The sequence below is a fragment of the Bradyrhizobium sp. S3.3.6 genome, from assembly GCF_040546905.1.
GTDB classification, from domain to species: domain Bacteria; phylum Pseudomonadota; class Alphaproteobacteria; order Rhizobiales; family Xanthobacteraceae; genus Bradyrhizobium; species Bradyrhizobium cytisi.
Window position 1 is genome coordinate 79018 of the sequence record NZ_JBEPOT010000018.1, and the last position, 17826, is coordinate 96843.

The 17826-nt window shown below is 62.9% G+C and carries 14 protein-coding genes; 8 read left to right on the top strand and 6 right to left on the bottom strand.

Going from position 1 to position 17826, the window contains the following annotated elements; translation table 11 throughout:
* Window positions 1–103 precede the first annotated feature (103 nt).
* Complete coding sequence (locus tag ABID59_RS35085) at window positions 104–1120, top strand: 1-aminocyclopropane-1-carboxylate deaminase (RefSeq protein ID WP_148755823.1); 1017 nt, start codon at window positions 104–106, stop codon at window positions 1118–1120.
* A 192-nt stretch (window positions 1121–1312) separates the two neighbouring features.
* Here ABID59_RS35085 and recQ read toward each other — a convergent pair whose 3' ends face one another.
* The 5 genes from recQ to ABID59_RS35110 form a co-directional block, all read right to left on the bottom strand.
* Complete coding sequence (gene recQ / locus ABID59_RS35090; RefSeq protein WP_354086396.1) at window positions 1313–3178, bottom strand: DNA helicase RecQ; 1866 nt, start codon at window positions 3176–3178, stop codon at window positions 1313–1315.
* Window positions 3179–3436: 258 nt separating this feature from the next.
* Window positions 3437–4180, bottom strand: a complete 744-nt coding sequence (locus tag ABID59_RS35095; protein ID WP_354086397.1) for a polysaccharide deacetylase family protein — start codon at window positions 4178–4180, stop codon at window positions 3437–3439.
* A 105-nt stretch (window positions 4181–4285) separates the two neighbouring features.
* Complete coding sequence (gene metA, locus ABID59_RS35100) at window positions 4286–5287, bottom strand: homoserine O-succinyltransferase MetA (protein ID WP_354086398.1); 1002 nt, start codon at window positions 5285–5287, stop codon at window positions 4286–4288.
* 12 nt (window positions 5288–5299) lie between these two features.
* On the bottom strand, window positions 5300–6601 hold the full coding sequence (locus ABID59_RS35105) for an O-acetylhomoserine aminocarboxypropyltransferase/cysteine synthase family protein (RefSeq protein ID WP_148755827.1): 1302 nt from the start codon (window positions 6599–6601) through the stop codon (window positions 5300–5302).
* 216 nt (window positions 6602–6817) lie between these two features.
* On the bottom strand, window positions 6818–8395 hold the full coding sequence (locus ABID59_RS35110) for an amidase family protein (protein WP_354086399.1): 1578 nt from the start codon (window positions 8393–8395) through the stop codon (window positions 6818–6820).
* Window positions 8396–8634: 239 nt separating this feature from the next.
* Here ABID59_RS35110 and ABID59_RS35115 point away from each other — a divergent pair, with 239 nt between their 5' ends.
* The 6 genes from ABID59_RS35115 (at window position 8635) to ABID59_RS35140 (ending at window position 15372) form a co-directional block, all read left to right on the top strand.
* Window positions 8635–9453 (top strand): uracil-DNA glycosylase family protein, encoded by an 819-nt coding sequence (locus ABID59_RS35115; RefSeq protein ID WP_148755829.1) that lies wholly within the window; start codon window positions 8635–8637, stop codon window positions 9451–9453.
* Window positions 9450–11063, top strand: a complete 1614-nt coding sequence (locus ABID59_RS35120) for an amidohydrolase family protein (protein WP_354086400.1) — start codon at window positions 9450–9452, stop codon at window positions 11061–11063. The genes ABID59_RS35115 and ABID59_RS35120 overlap by 4 nt, the downstream gene beginning before the upstream one ends.
* A 194-nt stretch (window positions 11064–11257) precedes the next feature.
* Entirely contained in the window at window positions 11258–12445 is a 1188-nt protein-coding gene (locus tag ABID59_RS35125) for a hypothetical protein (protein ID WP_354086401.1), read from the top strand.
* Window positions 12446–12469: 24 nt separating this feature from the next.
* Window positions 12470–13459 (top strand): glycosyltransferase family 2 protein, encoded by a 990-nt coding sequence (locus ABID59_RS35130; protein WP_354086402.1) that lies wholly within the window; start codon window positions 12470–12472, stop codon window positions 13457–13459.
* A gap of 93 nt (window positions 13460–13552) precedes the next feature.
* A complete protein-coding gene (locus tag ABID59_RS35135) occupies window positions 13553–14458 on the top strand; it encodes a glycosyltransferase family 2 protein (protein ID WP_148755833.1) in 906 nt (301 codons plus the stop codon).
* Window positions 14459–14466: 8 nt separating this feature from the next.
* A complete protein-coding gene (locus tag ABID59_RS35140) occupies window positions 14467–15372 on the top strand; it encodes a DUF6492 family protein (protein WP_354086403.1) in 906 nt (301 codons plus the stop codon).
* A gap of 39 nt (window positions 15373–15411) precedes the next feature.
* Here ABID59_RS35140 and ABID59_RS35145 read toward each other — a convergent pair whose 3' ends face one another.
* Entirely contained in the window at window positions 15412–16593 is a 1182-nt protein-coding gene (locus ABID59_RS35145; RefSeq protein WP_354086404.1) for an MFS transporter, read from the bottom strand.
* Window positions 16594–16692: 99 nt separating this feature from the next.
* On the opposite strand from ABID59_RS35145, the gene ABID59_RS35150 reads away from it, so the two are divergent.
* Window positions 16693–17643 carry a LysR family transcriptional regulator gene (locus tag ABID59_RS35150; RefSeq protein WP_354086405.1) on the top strand — a complete coding sequence of 317 codons (951 nt, stop codon included), beginning with the start codon at window positions 16693–16695 and terminating at the stop codon, window positions 17641–17643.
* The last annotated feature ends 183 nt before the right edge of the window (window positions 17644–17826 follow it).

Below are 17826 nucleotides of genomic sequence, written 5' to 3' on the forward strand. Positions count from 1 at the left end.
TATTTGCAAGATTGTGTGCAACATGGGCGCAATATTCGAGAGCACCTTCTTGCAGCGCAATGCTAGCCACATCCCAGACACCAACACCAATCGGGATGATCCAATGAGACTGGACAAATTCGCGCGCTATCCGCTGACCTTCGGCCCGACGCCCATCGAGAAGCTGGAACGGCTCTCGAAGCACCTCGGCGGCAATGTCGAGATCTACGCCAAGCGTGAGGACTGCAATTCCGGTCTCGCCTATGGCGGCAACAAGCTGCGCAAGCTCGAATACATCATCCCCGACGCGATCGCGTCGAACGCCGACACGCTCGTCTCGATCGGCGGCGTGCAGTCGAACCACACCCGCATGATCGCGGCGGTCGCCGCCAAGATCGGCATGAAGTGCCGTCTGGTGCAGGAAGCCTGGGTGCCGCACGAGGACGCGGTCTATGACCGCGTCGGCAACATCATGCTCTCGCGCATCATGGGCGCTGACGTGCGCCTGGTCGACGATGGTTTCGACATCGGCATCCGCAAGAGCTGGGAGCAGGCGATCGAGGACGTGAAAGCCGCGGGCGGCAAGCCCTACGCGATCCCGGCCGGCGCCTCCGTGCATAAATTTGGCGGGCTCGGCTATGTCGGCTTCGCCGAGGAAGTGCGCAACCAGGAGAAAGAGCTCGGCTTCAAGTTCGACTACATCATCGTCTGCACCGTGACCGGTTCGACCCATGCCGGCATGCTGGTCGGCTTTGCCGCCGACGGCCGCGCGCGAAAAGTGATCGGCATCGATGGGTCGTTCACGCCGGCGCAGACCAAGGCACAGGTGCTCGAGATCGCGCAGAACACGGCAAAGCTCGTCGAGCTTGGCAAGGACATCGTGGCAGACGACGTCGTGCTGATCGAGGACTACGCCTATCCCGCTTATGGCGTGCCGTCGGAGGAGACCAAGGAGGCAATCCGCCTCACCGCGCGGTTAGAGGCGATGATCACCGACCCCGTCTATGAAGGCAAATCGATGCAGGGCCTGATCGACCTGACCCGGAAGGGCCATTTCGAGAAGGGCGCGAAGATACTCTACGCCCATCTCGGCGGCGCGCCGGCGCTGAACGGCTATGGGTATGCGTTCCGGAACGGGTGAAGTAGGCAGCACCTCGCGCCTCCACTCCGATGTCGTCCCGGGCAAGCGTAAGCGCAGACCCGAGACCCTCTCCGCGCGTGCCCCAAGATAGATCACGCGGTATGGATCCCGGATCTGCGCTCCGCTTCGCTGCGCTTGTCCGGGATGACGTATGGAGGGAGTTGAGCGCGCCGACAACCGCTGCGCTACTTCCTACCGCGTCCTGACGATCTGCAGCAGCTCGTCGCCGTAGTGCTCGAGCTTCTTGTCGCCGATCCCCGGCACATTGCGCAGCTCGTCCAGCGTGGTCGGCCAGGCCCGGACGATGCCGTCGATGGTGGCATCGTGCAGCACGACATAGGCGGGCACGCCGCGTTCGCGCGCGATATCCGAGCGCCAGGAGCGCAGCCGCGCGCGCAATTCGGGATCGACGTCGCCCTTCGGTGCGCTGGCCGCCGGCGCGAGGTCGCCGCGGCGGGATTTTGCGCGGCTTGACCGGACCCGGGTGCCCGGCGCCTCCTCGCGCAGCCAGACTTCTGTCTCCCCGCGCAGCACGCCGCGCGCGGTCTCCGTCAGCTTCAGCGCGCCAAAGGCTTCGCTGTCGCTCTGCAAATGGCCCATGGCCACCAGCTGCCGCAGCACGGTGCGCCATTGCTTCTCGTTGAGCTCGCGCCCAATGCCGAACACCGACAGTTTGTCGTGGCCGAACTGCGTCACCTTCTCGGTCAGACGTCCGATCAGCACGTCGATCAGATGCATCGCACCGAAACGTTGTCCGGTGCGATAGGCGCAGGATAGCAGCTTCTGCGCCAACACCTTGCCGTCGCGCATTTGCGGCGGGGTCAGGCAATTGTCGCAATTGCCGCAAGTCTCGCCATGCGAGGTCTCGCCGAAATAGGCGAGCAGCCGCCGGCGCCGGCACTGCGCGGTCTCGGCGAGCCCGACCAGCGCATCGAGCTTGCCGATCGACACGCGCTTGAAGTCATCGGACCCACTGGACTCGTCGATCATGCGGCGCTGCTGCACGATGTCGGATAGGCCGTAGGCCATCCACGCCGCCGACGGCTTGCCGTCGCGCCCCGCACGCCCGGTTTCCTGGTAATAGGCCTCGATGCTCTTGGGCAGATCGAGATGGGCGACGAAGCGCACGTCGGGCTTGTCGATACCCATGCCGAAAGCGATGGTCGCGACGATGACGATGCCGTCCTCATTGAGGAAGCGATCTTGATTGCGCGAGCGCACCTGGCCATCGAGCCCGGCGTGATAGGGCAGCGCTGCAATGCCGGCCTCGGCGAGTGCGGCAGCAACCTCCTCGACGCGGTTGCGGGACAGGCAATAGACCACGCCGGCGTCTCCGGCATGGCGTTCCCGGATGAACTCCTTCAGCTGCGACACCGCATTGCGCTTGTCGACGATCTCGTAGCGGATGTTGGGCCGGTCGAAGCTCGATACGAATTGCGGGCTGTCTGTCAGCTGGAGTCGCTGGACGATCTCCTTCCGCGTCAGGTCGTCAGCGGTCGCGGTCAGCGCGATGCGCGGCACGTCGGGGAAGCGCTCGGCGATGATGGACAGGCCGACATATTCGGGCCGGAAGTCATGCCCCCATTGCGAGACGCAATGCGCTTCGTCGATCGCGAACAGCGCCACCTTGGCCTGCGCCAGCATCGACAGGCAGCGTGGCGTCACCAGGCGTTCCGGCGCGACATAGAGCAGATCGAGATCACCTGCGATCAGACGCCGCTCGATGTCGGAGGCCTCCTGCGATGTCAGCGACGAGTTGAGCGCGGCAGCATTGACGCCGGCCTCGATCAAACCTGCGACCTGGTCGCGCATCAGCGCGATCAGCGGCGAGACAACGATACCGCAGCCCTCACGCAACAGCGACGGCAATTGATAGCACAACGACTTGCCGCCGCCGGTCGGCATCAGCACCAGGCAATTGCCGCCGTCGGTCACGTGCCGGATGATTTCGCCTTGCGCGCCTCGGAACCCCGGCAGGCCGAACACCGAATGCAGCACCGACAGCGCATCGCGGCCATCGGCCGGCGCTGGCAGCGGAGCGGTGGAAGGGGCGGACATGAGCGTGGCGTGTCGGGGGTTTGCGAGATTCGTCATAACGCCAGTCGCATGACGGCGCTGGCGTTGCAAGACTGTTTGCGCGGCGGGCGCGGCTCTTTCCCTCTCCCCTTGTGGGAGAGGGTGGCTCGCCGCGAAGCGGCGAGACGGGTGAGGGGTATCTAGCCCCGGTTCCTGTTCGGCATTGGAGTTCGCGGAGAGATACCCCTCATCCGGCGCTTCGCGCCACCTTCTCCCACAAGGGGAGAAGGGAAGAGTCTGCTACGCCCCGATCCGGCGCAGGGCCTCGGCGACCGTCACGATCGGCATGTTGCGCTTTTCCGCAGCCTTCAGCGCGTGGCGCAACAAGGCCGGGGTGCAGCCATAGGGGCTCGGCGCGTCGACGACATCGTGGCCGTAGAAGATCAGCCAGCCGCCGCTTGCGACCGCCTCGTCGAAATAACGGTCCACGCCCGCCATATCGATCTCGTAATTGACCAACGGCGAAGCGCGCAGGAACTGGAGATCGATGACATCGCTGTTGACACCCGGAAGGATGCCTCGCGCAGAGCGGAAGTTCTGGGCGAGCTGCGGTTTGCGCCAGACCGAGGCAAGGCCATATGGATAGGCGAAATTCTCGAGCCGGATCGAGGAATCGATGCCGAGAAAATAACTGCGGTTCCGTTCGATCTCGCGCGCCATCGCGCTCTCGTCGAGATCGACCGCGCGCGAATGCGAGAAAGTGTGGCAGCCGATCTCGTGGCCGCCGCGATGCAGCCGGACGATCGCATCGTTCGACAGGCCATGCCAATGATCCGAGGGCCGATCGATCAGGCTGCCGGCGAGATAGAACGTACCGCGCCCGCCATGCGCTTCCAGCAGCGAGGCCCCCTCGCCTGCGGCGCTATCGGGGGCGTCATCGAAGGTGAAGCTCACCATCGGCGCGTGCGCCGGCAAGCGGTGCGGCGCGGCGCGGAAATGCCGGGCCAGCCGATTGCTCAAGCGTCCGTTGAGAGCCGACAGCACGGGTGCATTCCCTGTGATTTCATATTTCTCTACTGAAACATTTGCGCGCGGTCTGAGGCAAGCTTAACGCCTGGGTAATCCTAACGCGTGACGTACAGCCTTGGGTTAACGCGCCAGCAGCGGAGCTTCCGCGTCTGTGCCGAGATACTGCAGCCAGTTGCGGAAAAGCGCGGCCGCGGCGCTGCCGGCCGCAATATCGGTGCGCAAAGTCAGCGCCGGCAATTCATTGGTCAGTGCCGGATGCCGCTGGTGCCTCGCCCGCTTTTCGAAGCGCGCGAGTTTTTCCTCCGTCGCTGCGTCAAAATAACTCACGGGGAACGCCGGATAGGCCTCCCGTTCGCGCGCGAGGAAGCGGCCGACGTCGCGCAAATATTCGCGCTGCAGCGACAGCGCGTCATATTCGGGATGACCCTGGAAGAACACGAATCGGCTGTCATACTGCCGGACGAAGACGTCCACGCCGGCCTGCGCCGACCTGGTCAGCACCTGATAGCCGGCCTGCGTGAGATCTCCCTCAGTGACTTCGTTGAGACGGGAATGCGAGACCTTGAGCGGCGCCGGGGCATCACGCGTCAGCGGGTCGCCGGTCACAGTCGCGCAGTCGAAGATGCCATGACATTTGGCCGGCAGCCGCTGCCGTTCGATGCGATCGAGATGCAGCACCGCCGCATGAGCGGCAAGGCATGACCAGATCGTCGAGCGGGTATTGGTCCTGGCCCAGTCGACCAGCTCGGTGAGATCGCGCCAGTACGGCTCCTGATCGAGCTCGGGCGCGACCGGCTCGGCACCGGTCACGATCAGCCCGTCGAACCTCTCGCGCTTGAGATCGGAGAGATCGGAATATTCGCTCTCGACATGCCACTTCGCTTCCGGCGAGCGCGTCACCGACGGCAGCGAGAAGCAATGGAAGCGGATGCGGCGTGGCCCTGCAGCGGCTTGGAGCAGCTTCATGAACTGCCGCTCGGTCGCCTTCAGCGCCGTATCCGGCATGTTGTTGATCAGCCCGATGTTGAGCTCGGCACCGGCATGATCGCGCGCGAGATCGCCCTCGGCCGGCACCAGTGCCGGGCTTGCGATACCTTGATCCCTGTCGATCAAGACGCTCATCGGCCGGATTGCCTACTCCGCGGCCTGAAGACGCGCGGCCGGACAGGCCTTCTCCAGCGCCTGGTCGACGTCCTCGATGATATCAGCGGCATGCTCGATACCGATCGAGAGGCGGATCGTCTCCGGCAGCACACCGGCTGTGCGCTGCTGCTCCGGCGACATTTGCCGGTGCGTGGTCGAGGCCGGATGGCAGGCCAGCGACTTGGCATCGCCGATATTGACGAGGCGGGTGATCAGCTTCAGCGCATCATAGAAGTTCTTGCCGGCTTCCATGCCGCCCTTGATGCCGAAGGTGAACAGCGAGGAGGCGTTGCCGTCGAGATACTTCTGGACCAGCGGATAATAGGGGCTATCCGGGAAGCCGGTGTAGTTGACCCAGGCGACGCGCGGATCGTTGCGCAGGAATTCAGCGACCTTGCGGGCGTTCTCGCAATGGCGCTCCATGCGCAGCGCCACCGTCTCGATGCCCTGGAGCAGCAGGAAGGCGTTGAACGGCGACAGCACCGAACCCATGGTGCGCTGATAGACGCTGCGCGCGCGCTCGATATAGGCGGTCTTGCCGAAGCGCTCGGCATAGACGAGGCCATGGTAGGAGGCGTCCGGCTTGTTGTAGGCCGGGAAGCGATCGGCGTGCCTGGCCCAGGGGAAATTTCCGGAATCGACGATGGCGCCGCCGAGCGTGGTGCCATGACCGCCCAGGAATTTGGTCAGCGAATGCACGGCGATGTCGGCGCCGTAGTCGAACGGCTTGAGCAGGATGGGCGTGGCGACGGTGTTGTCGACGATCAGTGGCACGCCGTGGGCATGCGCGATCCTGGCCAGCGCCTCGATGTCGCAGACATTGCCGGCGGGATTGCCGATGGTCTCGGCGAACACCGCCCGGGTGTTCTCGTCGATCAGCTTCTCGATTGCATCAAGCTTGTCGCTCTCGGCGAAGCGGCCGGTGATGCCCTGCCGCGGCAGGATGTGCGAGAGCAGCGTGTGGGTGGTGCCGTAGAGCTGCGGCACGGACACGATGTTGCCGCCATGGTCGGCGACGTTGACGAAGGCGAAATGCAACGCAGCCTGGCCGGTCGCGACCGCGAGCGCGCCGACGCCACCTTCGAGCTGGGCGATGCGCTTCTCCAGCACCGCGCTGGTCGGATTGGCGATGCGGCTGTAACGGAAACCTTCGGCCTCGAGATTGAAGAGGGCCGCGCCATGATCGGCGCTGTCGAAGGCGTACGCCGCGGTCTGGTAGATCGGCACGGCAACCGCGTGCGTGGTGGCTTCGGGCTCGTAGCCGGCGTGAATAGCAATCGTCTCGTTGCGCATCGTACCACCTCCGCGTGGAGCGGGCTGCACTTATTGGCCTGTATGAGGCATGTGCGTTGTCCGCCGTCCCTCTGTTAGAGGCGGGTGGTAAAGCGGACAATAATTCGCCTAGAGATAGAGGAAGTAACCCTAATATTTGTTGGTGAATTGGCTAAAATTTGAATGATGCCCTCTCGCGGGGCTTCGCACGTACCGCGCGAAGCCCCGCGAGCAAGTTCAGGCCATCGTCTCCCAGAGCCGGTGGGTCAGCACGCCGGCGCGCTTCTCGATCGCGGCGGCAGCGTCCAGCGCGAGATCCTCGCGGTAGCGGCCCGCGATGAGCTGCACGCCGATCGGTCTGCCATCGTGCACGGCCACCGGCACCACGGCGCCGGGCAGCCCCAGCACGTTGATCGCGGAGATGAAGCGGATCTCGCCCCAAAAGATTTCTTGCACGCGTTCGGCACTGACGGTGTCGTCGCGCGGACCCGGCGTCGGCTTCACCGTGGTCGGCGCCAGCACCACCGGATACTCCTCGAAGAACAATTGCCAGGCACGGATATGGCCGTTGCGGGCGGCTGTCGCCTGCATCCAGGCCTTGAGATCGAGCGCGTTGGCTTTGGTCTTCATGCCGCCCCACGCCTTGTGGAAGTCCTCCGACGTAACCTTCAGCATGCCGGCCTCCTGCATCACCACCGTCTCGTTGGTGATGATGTCGCACCAGGTCTGCCAGACGCCGTTGATGTCGGGCACCTCGACCTCGCTGACGCGATAGCCGGAGCGCTCCAGGTGATCGGCGGCCTGGCGCAGCGCCGCGCTGACCGCCGGATCGACCGCCATGTCTTCCGGGATCTTGGCCAGCGCGACCTTGATCGGGCCCTTCGGCTTCGGTCCGGTCAGCGGCGCCGGCACCCACCAGGGATCGCGCGGATCGCGCTGGCTCATCACCTCCAGCGCGAGACGGACGTCGCCGACGTGGCGGGCGAGCGGCCCCTGTGCCGACATCAGATGTGCCAGCATCGGCCGCTCCGCCGTCGCGCTTGCGTTGAAGGCGGGAATGCGGCCCTGCGTCGGCTTGATGGTAGCAACACCGTTGCAATGCGCCGGCCAGCGCAGCGAGCCGCCGATGTCGTTGCCATGCGCGATGGTGCCGATGCCGGCGGCAACCGCCGACCCCGCGCCGCCCGAGGAGCCGCCGCAGGTGATGTTCGGGTCCCAGGGATTGAGGGTCAATCCGTGCAGCGGATTGTCGGTGAAGCCGCGGAACGAGAATTCCGGCGTATTGGTGAGGCCGATGACGATTGCCCCGGCCTTCTTCAGGTTACGCACCACAGGCGAATCCGATGGCGCAACGAGATCCTTGTTGGCGGGGACGCCGTTGAAATTGGGTCGGCCTTCGTAGTCGACGTTTTCCTTGATGGTGATGGGCACGCCGTGCAGGAGGCCGAGCTCGCCGCCCTTGGCGCGCCGCCTGTCGGCCGCATGCCCGGCCCTCAGCGCGTCCTCGCCGAGATCGACGACGACCGCGTTCAGCCGCGGATTGACCGCATGCATCCGCTCCAGATGCGCCTCGACGGTTTCCACCGCGGAGATTGCGCCGGCGCGGATCGCCGCCGCGGTCTCTACCGCCGACCATTGCCAGGCTGGCCCCTTGGGGGGGCGCGCAGTGGCCGATTTGCGCGCCGGCGCCACGGTCCTCTTTGTCGTCTTCTTTATCGTCTTGGCGACGGCCCCTTTGCGGACCGGACTCTTCTGGCCAGAGGTTTTCGCTGCCTTCTTGGAAGCGTTTTTCTTCATCGCCGTCTTCTTCGCCACGCCGCATCTCCTGAAATTGCGCGGCGAACGTTACGGACGGCATGCGCGGCTGTACAGGTGCGATTCTGCATGGCGCGCTGGCGCGACGCACCATCGCGTGCCCCGGCGAAGGCACCTTAGGTCCGCGCTCATGGCCTACAAAGTGGTTGAACGGCGCGGCGAACTAGCGTTAAGATTGCCGGGTTGCGACCGAGTTATTTTGACGCAGTTCTTTTGCATCGACATATTGGAGCATTGCCATGCTCGTTGACTTCGACAGCGGATACGGCCAGCAGCCATTTCACGATCTATGCGCCGACTACCCCGGCCCTGAGGCCTATGATCCACACGATTTCCGGGTCGAATGGGGTCCGATCTTTCACCGCGGCCGGCTCGACGGATCAGCGCGCGTGCTCGTAATCGGTCAGGATCCCGCCCAGCACGAAACGATCGTGCGCCGGATCCTGATTGGCACTGCGGGCCGGCGGACCCAGGGCTTTCTGGCGAAGCTCGGCATCACGCAGAGCTATGTGATGGTGAACACCTTCCTGTACAGCGTCTACGGACAGAGCGGCGGCAACAAGCACAAGAACGAGCCGGGCATCGTCCTCTATCGCAACAAATGGTTCAAGGCCGTCCTGGGGCTCGGCAGCATCGAAGCCGTTGTCTCGCTTGGCAGTCTTGCGGACGACGCCTGGCACGCCTGGCTCATGACCGCCGATGGCGCCGCCTACAAGGCCCTTGCATATCAGCACATTCCTCATCCGACCTGGCCGGAGAGCTCCGCACCCGATGCAGCGACGCAGGCGGCGAATACCAAGGTCATGCTGACCAAGTGGAATGCCGCGCTGACAGCTCTCGGACCGCAGATCAAGCATCCCGACGCAGCAGCCGCACTTGTGCCGTATGGCGACGCCTTCAAGCTTTCCGAGCTGGTCGACATCATCGCAAAGGATATTCCGGCGGGCCTGCCGGTCTGGATGCGCGGAGACGCACCATGGGCGACACGCCAGGGCGCTGACGCGGCGGCCAAGCGGCGCACGATCGCGATCACCGTCCCCGATGGAGTGATCCCATGAGCCCGGCCCCAATCGCGCCGAAACGATGGGCCCTGTCCGGGCGGATCGTGACCATGGCCGCCGAAGGCGACATCATCGACAGCGGAACGATCTTCATTGAGGATCATCGTATCGCTGCCGTGACGCCGAAGGGACAGTCCGCGCCGGCAGGCTTCGAGACCGTCGATGCGATCGACACCGGCGGCACCATCTACCCTGGCCTGATCGAGCTGCATAATCACCTGAGCTACAACATCCTGCCGCTCTGGCACGTGCCGCAGCTGTACCAGAACCGCGACCAGTGGCAGAACGCGGCATCGTACAAGACCTCGGTGACCGGCCCGATGAGCGCGATTGCGCTTGCCGACGACGGCTCGCTGCTGCCGGCGTTGGTTCGCTACGTCGAAGCCAAATGTCTGGTCGCCGGCACGACGACGAGCCAGGGGATCACGCTGTCGAACTGGAGCGGGACGATCCACAAATACTACAAGGGAGCGCTGCGCGCCGTCGAGATCGGCAGCCCTCCCGATCTGCCGCGGGCACACTCGAAGATCCCCGATGTGGACGCCCAGGATTGGGCGAAGTTCGACAACGAGCTCAAGTCGTCGGCATGCTTTCTGCTTCATCTCAGCGAGGGCATCGATGCCAAGGCGCATAGTCATTTTCTTGCGCTGAAGAATGCCGCGGGAACGTGGGCGATCGAGCCGTCGCTGGCCGGCATCCATTGCACGGCGCTCGACGCGACCGACTTCTCCACGATGGCCGAGCACAAGGCCAAGGTCGTGTGGTCTCCCCTGAGCAATCTGCTGCTGTACGGGAAGACGACGGATGTCGTCGCCGCACGTGCGGCCGGCCTCACCATCGCGCTCGGCTCGGACTGGTCGCCGTCGGGCAGCAAGAATCTGCTGGGCGAGCTGAAGGCTGCGAAGGTCGTATCAGCGCATTTCGGGCTCGGATTCAGCGCCTACGACATCGTCTCGATGGCGACGCGCAATCCGGCTGAGATCCTGAAATGGGATGGAAAGCTGGGAACGATCGCGAATGGCAAGTTTGCCGATCTCCTCGTCGTCAACGGCCGGGATGGCGATCCTTATGATCATCTGATCAACTCGCGCGAGCAGGATATCGCTTTGGTGACGATCGGTGGGCAACCGCATTACGGATCGAAGAAGGCCATGCAACAGGCCGGAGGGAGCGGCGAGGACCTCGTGATCGGAGGGACGGCGCGGCTGATCGACTTCACCTCGCCCGATCAGGATCCCGGCATCGAGAAAATCACGCTGGCGGAGGCGACCAGCCGGTTGGGCGCCGCGCTCGGCAATCTCGGCACGCTGCAGCACCATAGCCTCGCCATGAGTGCGGCGATCGCCAGCGGAAAGGTGTCGCGTCATGGTTGGCGCCTCGCGCTCGACGAGCAGTTCGGCAACAATGTCCAATTGCGACCGCGGCTCGAATATAACGGCATTCGGACCGGTCCCGATTTGCGTGCCGTCACAGCCGCGGCGGCGCCGCTGCATCCGATCAAGCTGGACGGTCTCGCTGTGGTCGATGATCCCGTCTTCATCACCACGTTGACGGGCGAGACCAATCTTCCAGCGGGGATCAGCGCCGCGATCGCTGCTTTCTATTAGTTATAGCTGACCATTAAACCTCAGAATCTCTGCTTGCAGGGCCGTGCCATTCAAGCCCGACACACGAGGCCAAAAATCCCGACCTCAAGCGATTGCGCTCCATACAACCATAGATTACAGTGACTCATGTTAATTGATTTTTATTCTTCGCATTGAAAGCCTCTTCAAACCGTTAGGTTAAGGGCCTTGTTCTTATGGCTTTAAAAAAGATTTATTTGCCGCACCTCAATCGAACCGTAAAAATGGGGCGACGCAGACCGGTCGCCCGGGGGCCCCGGCTCTTCCTCAAGAACTACCTGCTGCCGAAGCTTCCCAAGCCACCTCCCGCCGTCGATTACAGTGCGCCGGCTAAGCCGGTTCTCGATAACGACTATCTCAATTCCCAGTTGGGTGACTGCGTTATAGCGAGCGGCTATCACGTGGTCGGCGTGGAGACAGGCAACGCCAATGACCTGTTTACGGCTTCCTCGCAGCAGATTATCGCAGACTACAGCGCGATCGGCGGATATGTTCCGGGGGACGACAGCACCGACAATGGTTGCGATGAGTCGACAGCCCTCAACTACTGGTTCGAACACGGCTTCGCTAACGGGACCAAGCTTCTCGGATCACTAGCGGTGGATCCGACGAACAGGAACGAGTTGGCCGCGGCGCTTTATCTGTTCGAGAACCTGTTTCTCGGGCTGGAGCTTCCTAACAAATGGATAAGTCCGGCACCTTCTGCGCCTAATTTTGTCTGGGACGCAGCTGGGCCGCCCGTCGAGAAAAATGGGCATTGCGTTGCTGGCGTCGGATACACCGCGGATGGTGTGATCATCGACAGCTGGGGTCTTCTCGGCACCATGACGTGGAAGGCGATCAAGAAGTACTGCTCCGCCGCGAACCATGGTGATACTTACGTATTGTTCACGCCCGATCAGCTCGAAAAGGGGAAGGACAAAGCTCCGAACGGCGTCGATTGGGCTCAGCTGATCAAGGATTTCAACTCGCTGGGCGGCAAGATTCCTGTTCCCCCGCCGAAGCCACCCAAGCCCCCTAAACCGCCCAAGCCTCCAAAGCCACCCAAGCCTCCCCCAAAGCCTCCTAAACCTCCGAAACCACCCAAGCCGCCAAGTCCACCGCCCAATGGTAGCGGCACCACGGGCATTGCGAGATCGGCGTGGGTGCCGCCGGCGTCACCAGCCTATCCGGCATACGCGACTCCCCCGGATGCGCCGTCCCCTCCGCCGCCCCCGTTGTCCGACTTCGGTCAGCGTGCAGTCAGCAAGTTGATCCGATCGTCCGCCCTCGGTGTGGTGGGTGTTGTTGGACTGGTCGTGGTCGGCGTGGTTGCAGTCGTCGCGCTCGGCGATGGCGTGATGCGCGAGTCGAAGGAGGAATAAGGTTCGCGTCACGCGTCGAACCGCTTGAAGGCGCTTCTCGATAGCGGAATGCTCGTCGTTACAAAGACCGGAATGAGCAGCCAAAACATGCGAATCACGCCGGTGAGTGTCATTATTCCAGTCAGGAATGAGGGCGACCGGATCGTACAAACGGTGGAGTCGATTCTGTCGGGACGATCGCGCTCGTTTCCGGTGGAGATCGTCGTCGTTGACGACGGATCAACGGACAATTCATGTGACGGCCTAATGCCGGTCGCGGATTGCTACGGCGAGGCCAGCCTCGTCGTGATACGTCTCGAAAGCTGGTCGGGAATCCCCTTCGCCCGCAATCGCGGAGCGCGCGTGGCGCGCTATCCCATCTATGTCATCACCGATGGCAATACCCGTTTCCCCCCGAACTGGGACTTGCCCATCTGGCAGAACCTCGCGAGCCGACGAATCCTCGCTGCAACCATCGGCGACATGGCGTCCTCGTTTCGCGGCTATGGTTGTCAGCTGCTGCTACCGTCGATGGGCGTCACCTGGATACCCAAAGCCGACGGATATGGCGGCTTCGCACCGATAGCCGCGTGTACCGGCACGGTGATCGAACAATCGACATTTTGGCGGCTCGGCGGTTATGACGAGTCATTGCCGCTCTACGGCGCGGCCGAGCCCGAATTCAGCCTCCGCGCGTGGTTGAGCGGCTGTGAGATCAGAACTGTTCCGGAGCTACTGATAAGTCATCGCTTCCGGCCGCGGTCCGATGTTGGCTCGTTCCTTCAAGACAACAGCGCGGTGCTTCACCGCAACTATCTACGCTTTGCCTGCTGCTATCTGCCGAAAGAACTGCTCGTTCAGACATACGACTATTATGCGACGCTTGCACCTGCTGCTCTCGCGAGCTGGCTGGCCGAAGTCGCCAGCAATGGAATTTGGAATCACCGTGCTCGATTGCACCAGTCCTTCTCGCGGGATTTCCGCTGGTTTGCCGACAAATTTTCCCTGCTCAAGGAGCGATGCGATGGCGACTAGCCCAGCCGAACAAGCGTGTCCCTGCCGAACCCGCATCAGCGCGGACGCAAAACGTCCGCCTCCGGATGCCGGCAGCTTTCAGATGATCCAGCGATGACGGATCGCGCCATTCGCGACCTCTGGATAACTGCCTGCATCCCGACTTACCGGTGCAACTCGTATCTCTATCACTCGGTCACGAGCCTCCTTGAACAATCGCACCGGAAAATCCGGGTGATCGTCGTTAGCGATGGCGATCCCACCAACCCGTGGCCTATTTTGTCCCAGATCGACGATCCAAGGCTGATTCGATTTGACCTGGGAGAAAACCGGGGGCCCTACTTCTGTCGGGCTGTAGCCGCCGCAGCAACGGAGGATCCGTTCCTGCTAGTGCAGGATGCCGACGATTGGAGCGTTCCCACCCGCGTCGAGACCTTGTTGAATAAGCTCTGCACAAACCGATCCGATTATGCTTTTTCGACGTTGCGCCGGTTTCACGATCGTCATGACCGAATTGAAGCCGGCGAACGAATTTTTTCGGCCGGACCGCAAGGATTGCTAGACCAACGGCTGCAGTATCGAGCGCCTCATCATGGATTGTTTCGGCGGTCGTCGCTCGCCGCTCTCGGAGGGTTCTATGGTGGCTTCAAATTCGGCTACGATGTTCTCCTGACCAATCTTTTTCTGCTTGCCGGATCGGTGTCCTGGACGAGCGAGGTCCTGTATTGGCGCAGGATGAGACCAGACTCCCTGACTTCGGCGGCGACTACGGGCCTTGGGTCGCATGCCAGACTGCGCGTCAATGCCGACCTGAAGGAGATGTACCGGCATTGTCACGACGCTTACGCCAATTATCTGCACGGAAAGATCGACGGCAAAACCCTCCTTCGGTTCATCCGCGCGAGGATAGAGGCCAAGCGGGGTGCTTCGTGCGAACACCAGATAAGATACCATGCAGCACGTCTGCGTAGCATCATGCACGATCAGCGCTACAGCAATTCTCGGATCAGGACGGTTTGACTGCTCCCATGCCATATACCGTCGTGACAGTTTCACATGCGCTGGATCAACCGCTCCTAGAGCTCCAGGCTTGTTCGCTGCACCGGTTTCTCGATGATCGTGACGGCTTCGTTAGCAGCATCGTCGTCATCGACAACTCCGATGAGGGAGAGCTCGATCGGACCCGGCTCTTCAACTGCTACGGCCGGCTGGCGCCGCGGGTGCGCTTCATGCAAGCCTGTGCATTTGGTGCATTTCCGCATACGGCGGGCTGGTTTCGCCAGCAGGCTCTGAAGCTGATGGTTGCCCGCACGATCGAGACGCCTCGCTACATTGTGCTGGATGCGAAGAACCATTTGGTCAATCCGTTGTCGCGAGCCTATCTCGAGACGGTCGACGGGCAATTCATGCGTTCATATGTCCGGAATTTCCAGCAGCATCCTTTGCGCGCCTACTTCGAGAGCACGTGCCGGTATTTTCGGATCGACGAGGCCGCAATTAGGAAATTCATGCCACCCATCACTCCGTTTGTTCTCTCGGCCTCCGTCGTCCGTGAGTTGATCGAATACGTTGAAGCTCGCGAGAAGACGATATTCTCATATGCGTTTCTCGAGCGCGCGAGAAGCAAGCAGATGACTGAGTTTGCGCTGTATGCCGGCTACCTGCTGCATACTTATGGCGACTTTTCGGATTTATACAGATTCGATGGCCAGGAATGTCCCGTCATTTGGCAGTTCAGCGACAAGTCGGAAGCAGCGAGAAGGCTGGCCGAAGCGCGGGAATCGCCGTTTCTGGCCGTTCATAGAAATGCTTTCGCGACCTTCGACAGAGATACTACACACGCAGTTGCGCGGCTTTGGCAGACCCGTGGACTGTTCCAATCGAAAGAGCAGGCCTGCTCGTTCATAGAGGCGTGCGCCCAGCGATTTGGCTGACATCCTTCGAACCAAGCTTTTCCATGCTCGATGATGCCGCTATTCCGCCGGGCACGCCGCAACTGCGGCCTGCCTGCGGTCGAGCTGAAGGCTCCACAGCGCCAGCACGAGTCCAATTGCGGTGATCCCGGCCGCAACCAGCGGCAGCGCGGAAAGGCCGAACCCGCGATCGATGGTGATGCCGCCGGCCCAGGCGCCGAGCGCGTTGCCGAGATTGAACGCGGCGATGTTGAGGCTCGATGCGAGCGTGCGGCCGCTCGGGCCGGCCGCCTCCAGCACGCGCAACTGCAACGGCGCGACGGTCGCAAACGACGCGATGCCAAGCAACAGGATCAGCGCAATGGTGGGGATCTTGACCGACAGCACGGCGGAGAGGCCAAGCAACACGATGGCGAGCGCGGCCAGCGTGCCGGTCAGCGCAAGCGCGAGACCACGATCGGCGAGCTTGCCGCCGGCGACGTTGCCGATCGCAAGCCCGACACCGAACACCAGCAGGATCGGCGAAACCGAGGCTTCCGAAAAGCCGGTGAAGCGCGTCAGGATCGGCTCGATATAGGTGAAGACGACGAACAGGCCGGCAAAGCCGAACACGGTCATGGCGAGGCCGAGCAGCACCTGTCCTCGCCCGAGCACGGCAATCTCCTCGGCCAGCGAGATCGGCTTGTCGCCGTTACCGACGTGACCTGGCACCAGCGCCGCCACCACCGCAAAGGCGATCACGCCGATCACGGTCACCGCCCAGAATGCCGCGCGCCAGCCGAGCATCAGGCCGAACCAGGCGCCGAAGGGCACGCCGAGCAGTGTCGCGACCGTGAGGCCGATGAACATGGTCGAGATCGCGGAGGCGCGCTTGTCCTCGGCGACGAGGCTGGTCGCCACCACCGAGCCGACGCCGAAGAAGGTACCGTGGGCCAGCGAGGTCAGCACCCGCGCGGCCATCAACAATTCGTAGTTCGGCGCGAGCGCACAGGCTGCATTGCCGAGCGTAAAGATCGCCATCAGCGCCAGCAGCACGGTCTTTCGCGGCAGCCGCCGGGTCGCTAGCGTCAGCACAGGAGCACCGACGAACACGCCGAGCGCATAGCCGGAGATGAGCAGGCCCGCGACCGGCACTGACACATGCATGTCGGCGGCGACCTGGAGCAGCAGGCCCATAATGATGAACTCTGTGGTGCCGATGCCGAAGGCACCGGCGGTGAGCGCGAGAACGGCGGGAGGCATGCGTGACTCCGATGGGTGAAGACGAGCCACGCAGATAGCCGCGCCGCAGCAAAACCATTAGAATGTCCACAATCCAATCATTTGTGACGTGAATTCAATATGGCCCGTTTCGACACCAACCGCTCCGCCGAGATGGAGGTTTTCGTCCGCGTTATCGACCTCGGCGGCTTCACCCAGGCCGCGCGAAAACTGCGGCTGACTCCATCAGGTGTCAGCAAGCTGATCTCTCGGCTTGAGGCGCGGCTCGGCTCGCGGCTGATCAACCGATCCACGCGCAAGCTCACGCTGACGGAGGAAGGCCAGGCCTTCTACCAACGCGCCGTGCGCATCCTCGGCGAGATGGAGGAAGCCGAACGTGAAGCCGCATCCGGCGCCACGCCCCGCGGCCGCCTCACGGTCAACAGCAACATCCCCTTCGGCATGCTGCACGTGATGCCGCTGATTCCGCGCTTTCTCGCCAAACATCCCGACGTCACGCTCGACCTCGTGCTGACCGACACCCTGATCGACCTGATGCAGGAGCGCGCCGATGTCGCCATCCGCGCAGGTCCCCTGCGCACGTCACGTCTCGTCGCGCGAAAACTTGGCTCCAGCCGCATGGTCGTGGTCGGCGCCCCGGATTACCTTGCCCGCGCGGGCATACCGAAGTCGCCGGCGGATCTCGCCGAGCACCGTGGCATCGGCTGGACCTTTCCGCGCTCGATCCGCGGCTGGCCGTTCAAGCGCGGCGAGCAGACCGAGGAAGCCGTGCCGCCGCCGGCCGCCCGCGCCAGCGATGGCGAGATAGCCCGCCGCCTTGCGCTCGGCGGCGTCGGGCTTGCCCGCCTTGCCCTCTTCCACATTGGCCCCGACATCGAAGCCGGCCGCCTCGTGCCGGTGCTGCAAAACTATAATCCCGGCGACCGCGAAGACATCCACGCCGTCTATGTCGGCCATACGGCGCCGCTGCCGGCGCGGGTGCGCGCATTCATCGATTTCCTCGCGGAGCATGTGCGGGTGAGCGATCCCGCGCTGAAGCGCGCAGGGGACGGGCGGTGGAAGTTGGTGTGATAAGTCCGGTTGGCGGAGAGAGGGGGAACCGGGCTCGGACCTTCGCCGGGCCACGAAACGACGATGGAACTTTCCATACCCCACCATGTGCCGCAAAAGTTTCGCGCAGACACTCGAGAACGGGTGGCCGCCGCAATTTTCGTCATGCTGTCGATAAACTGATCCAGCAATATGCACGCATAT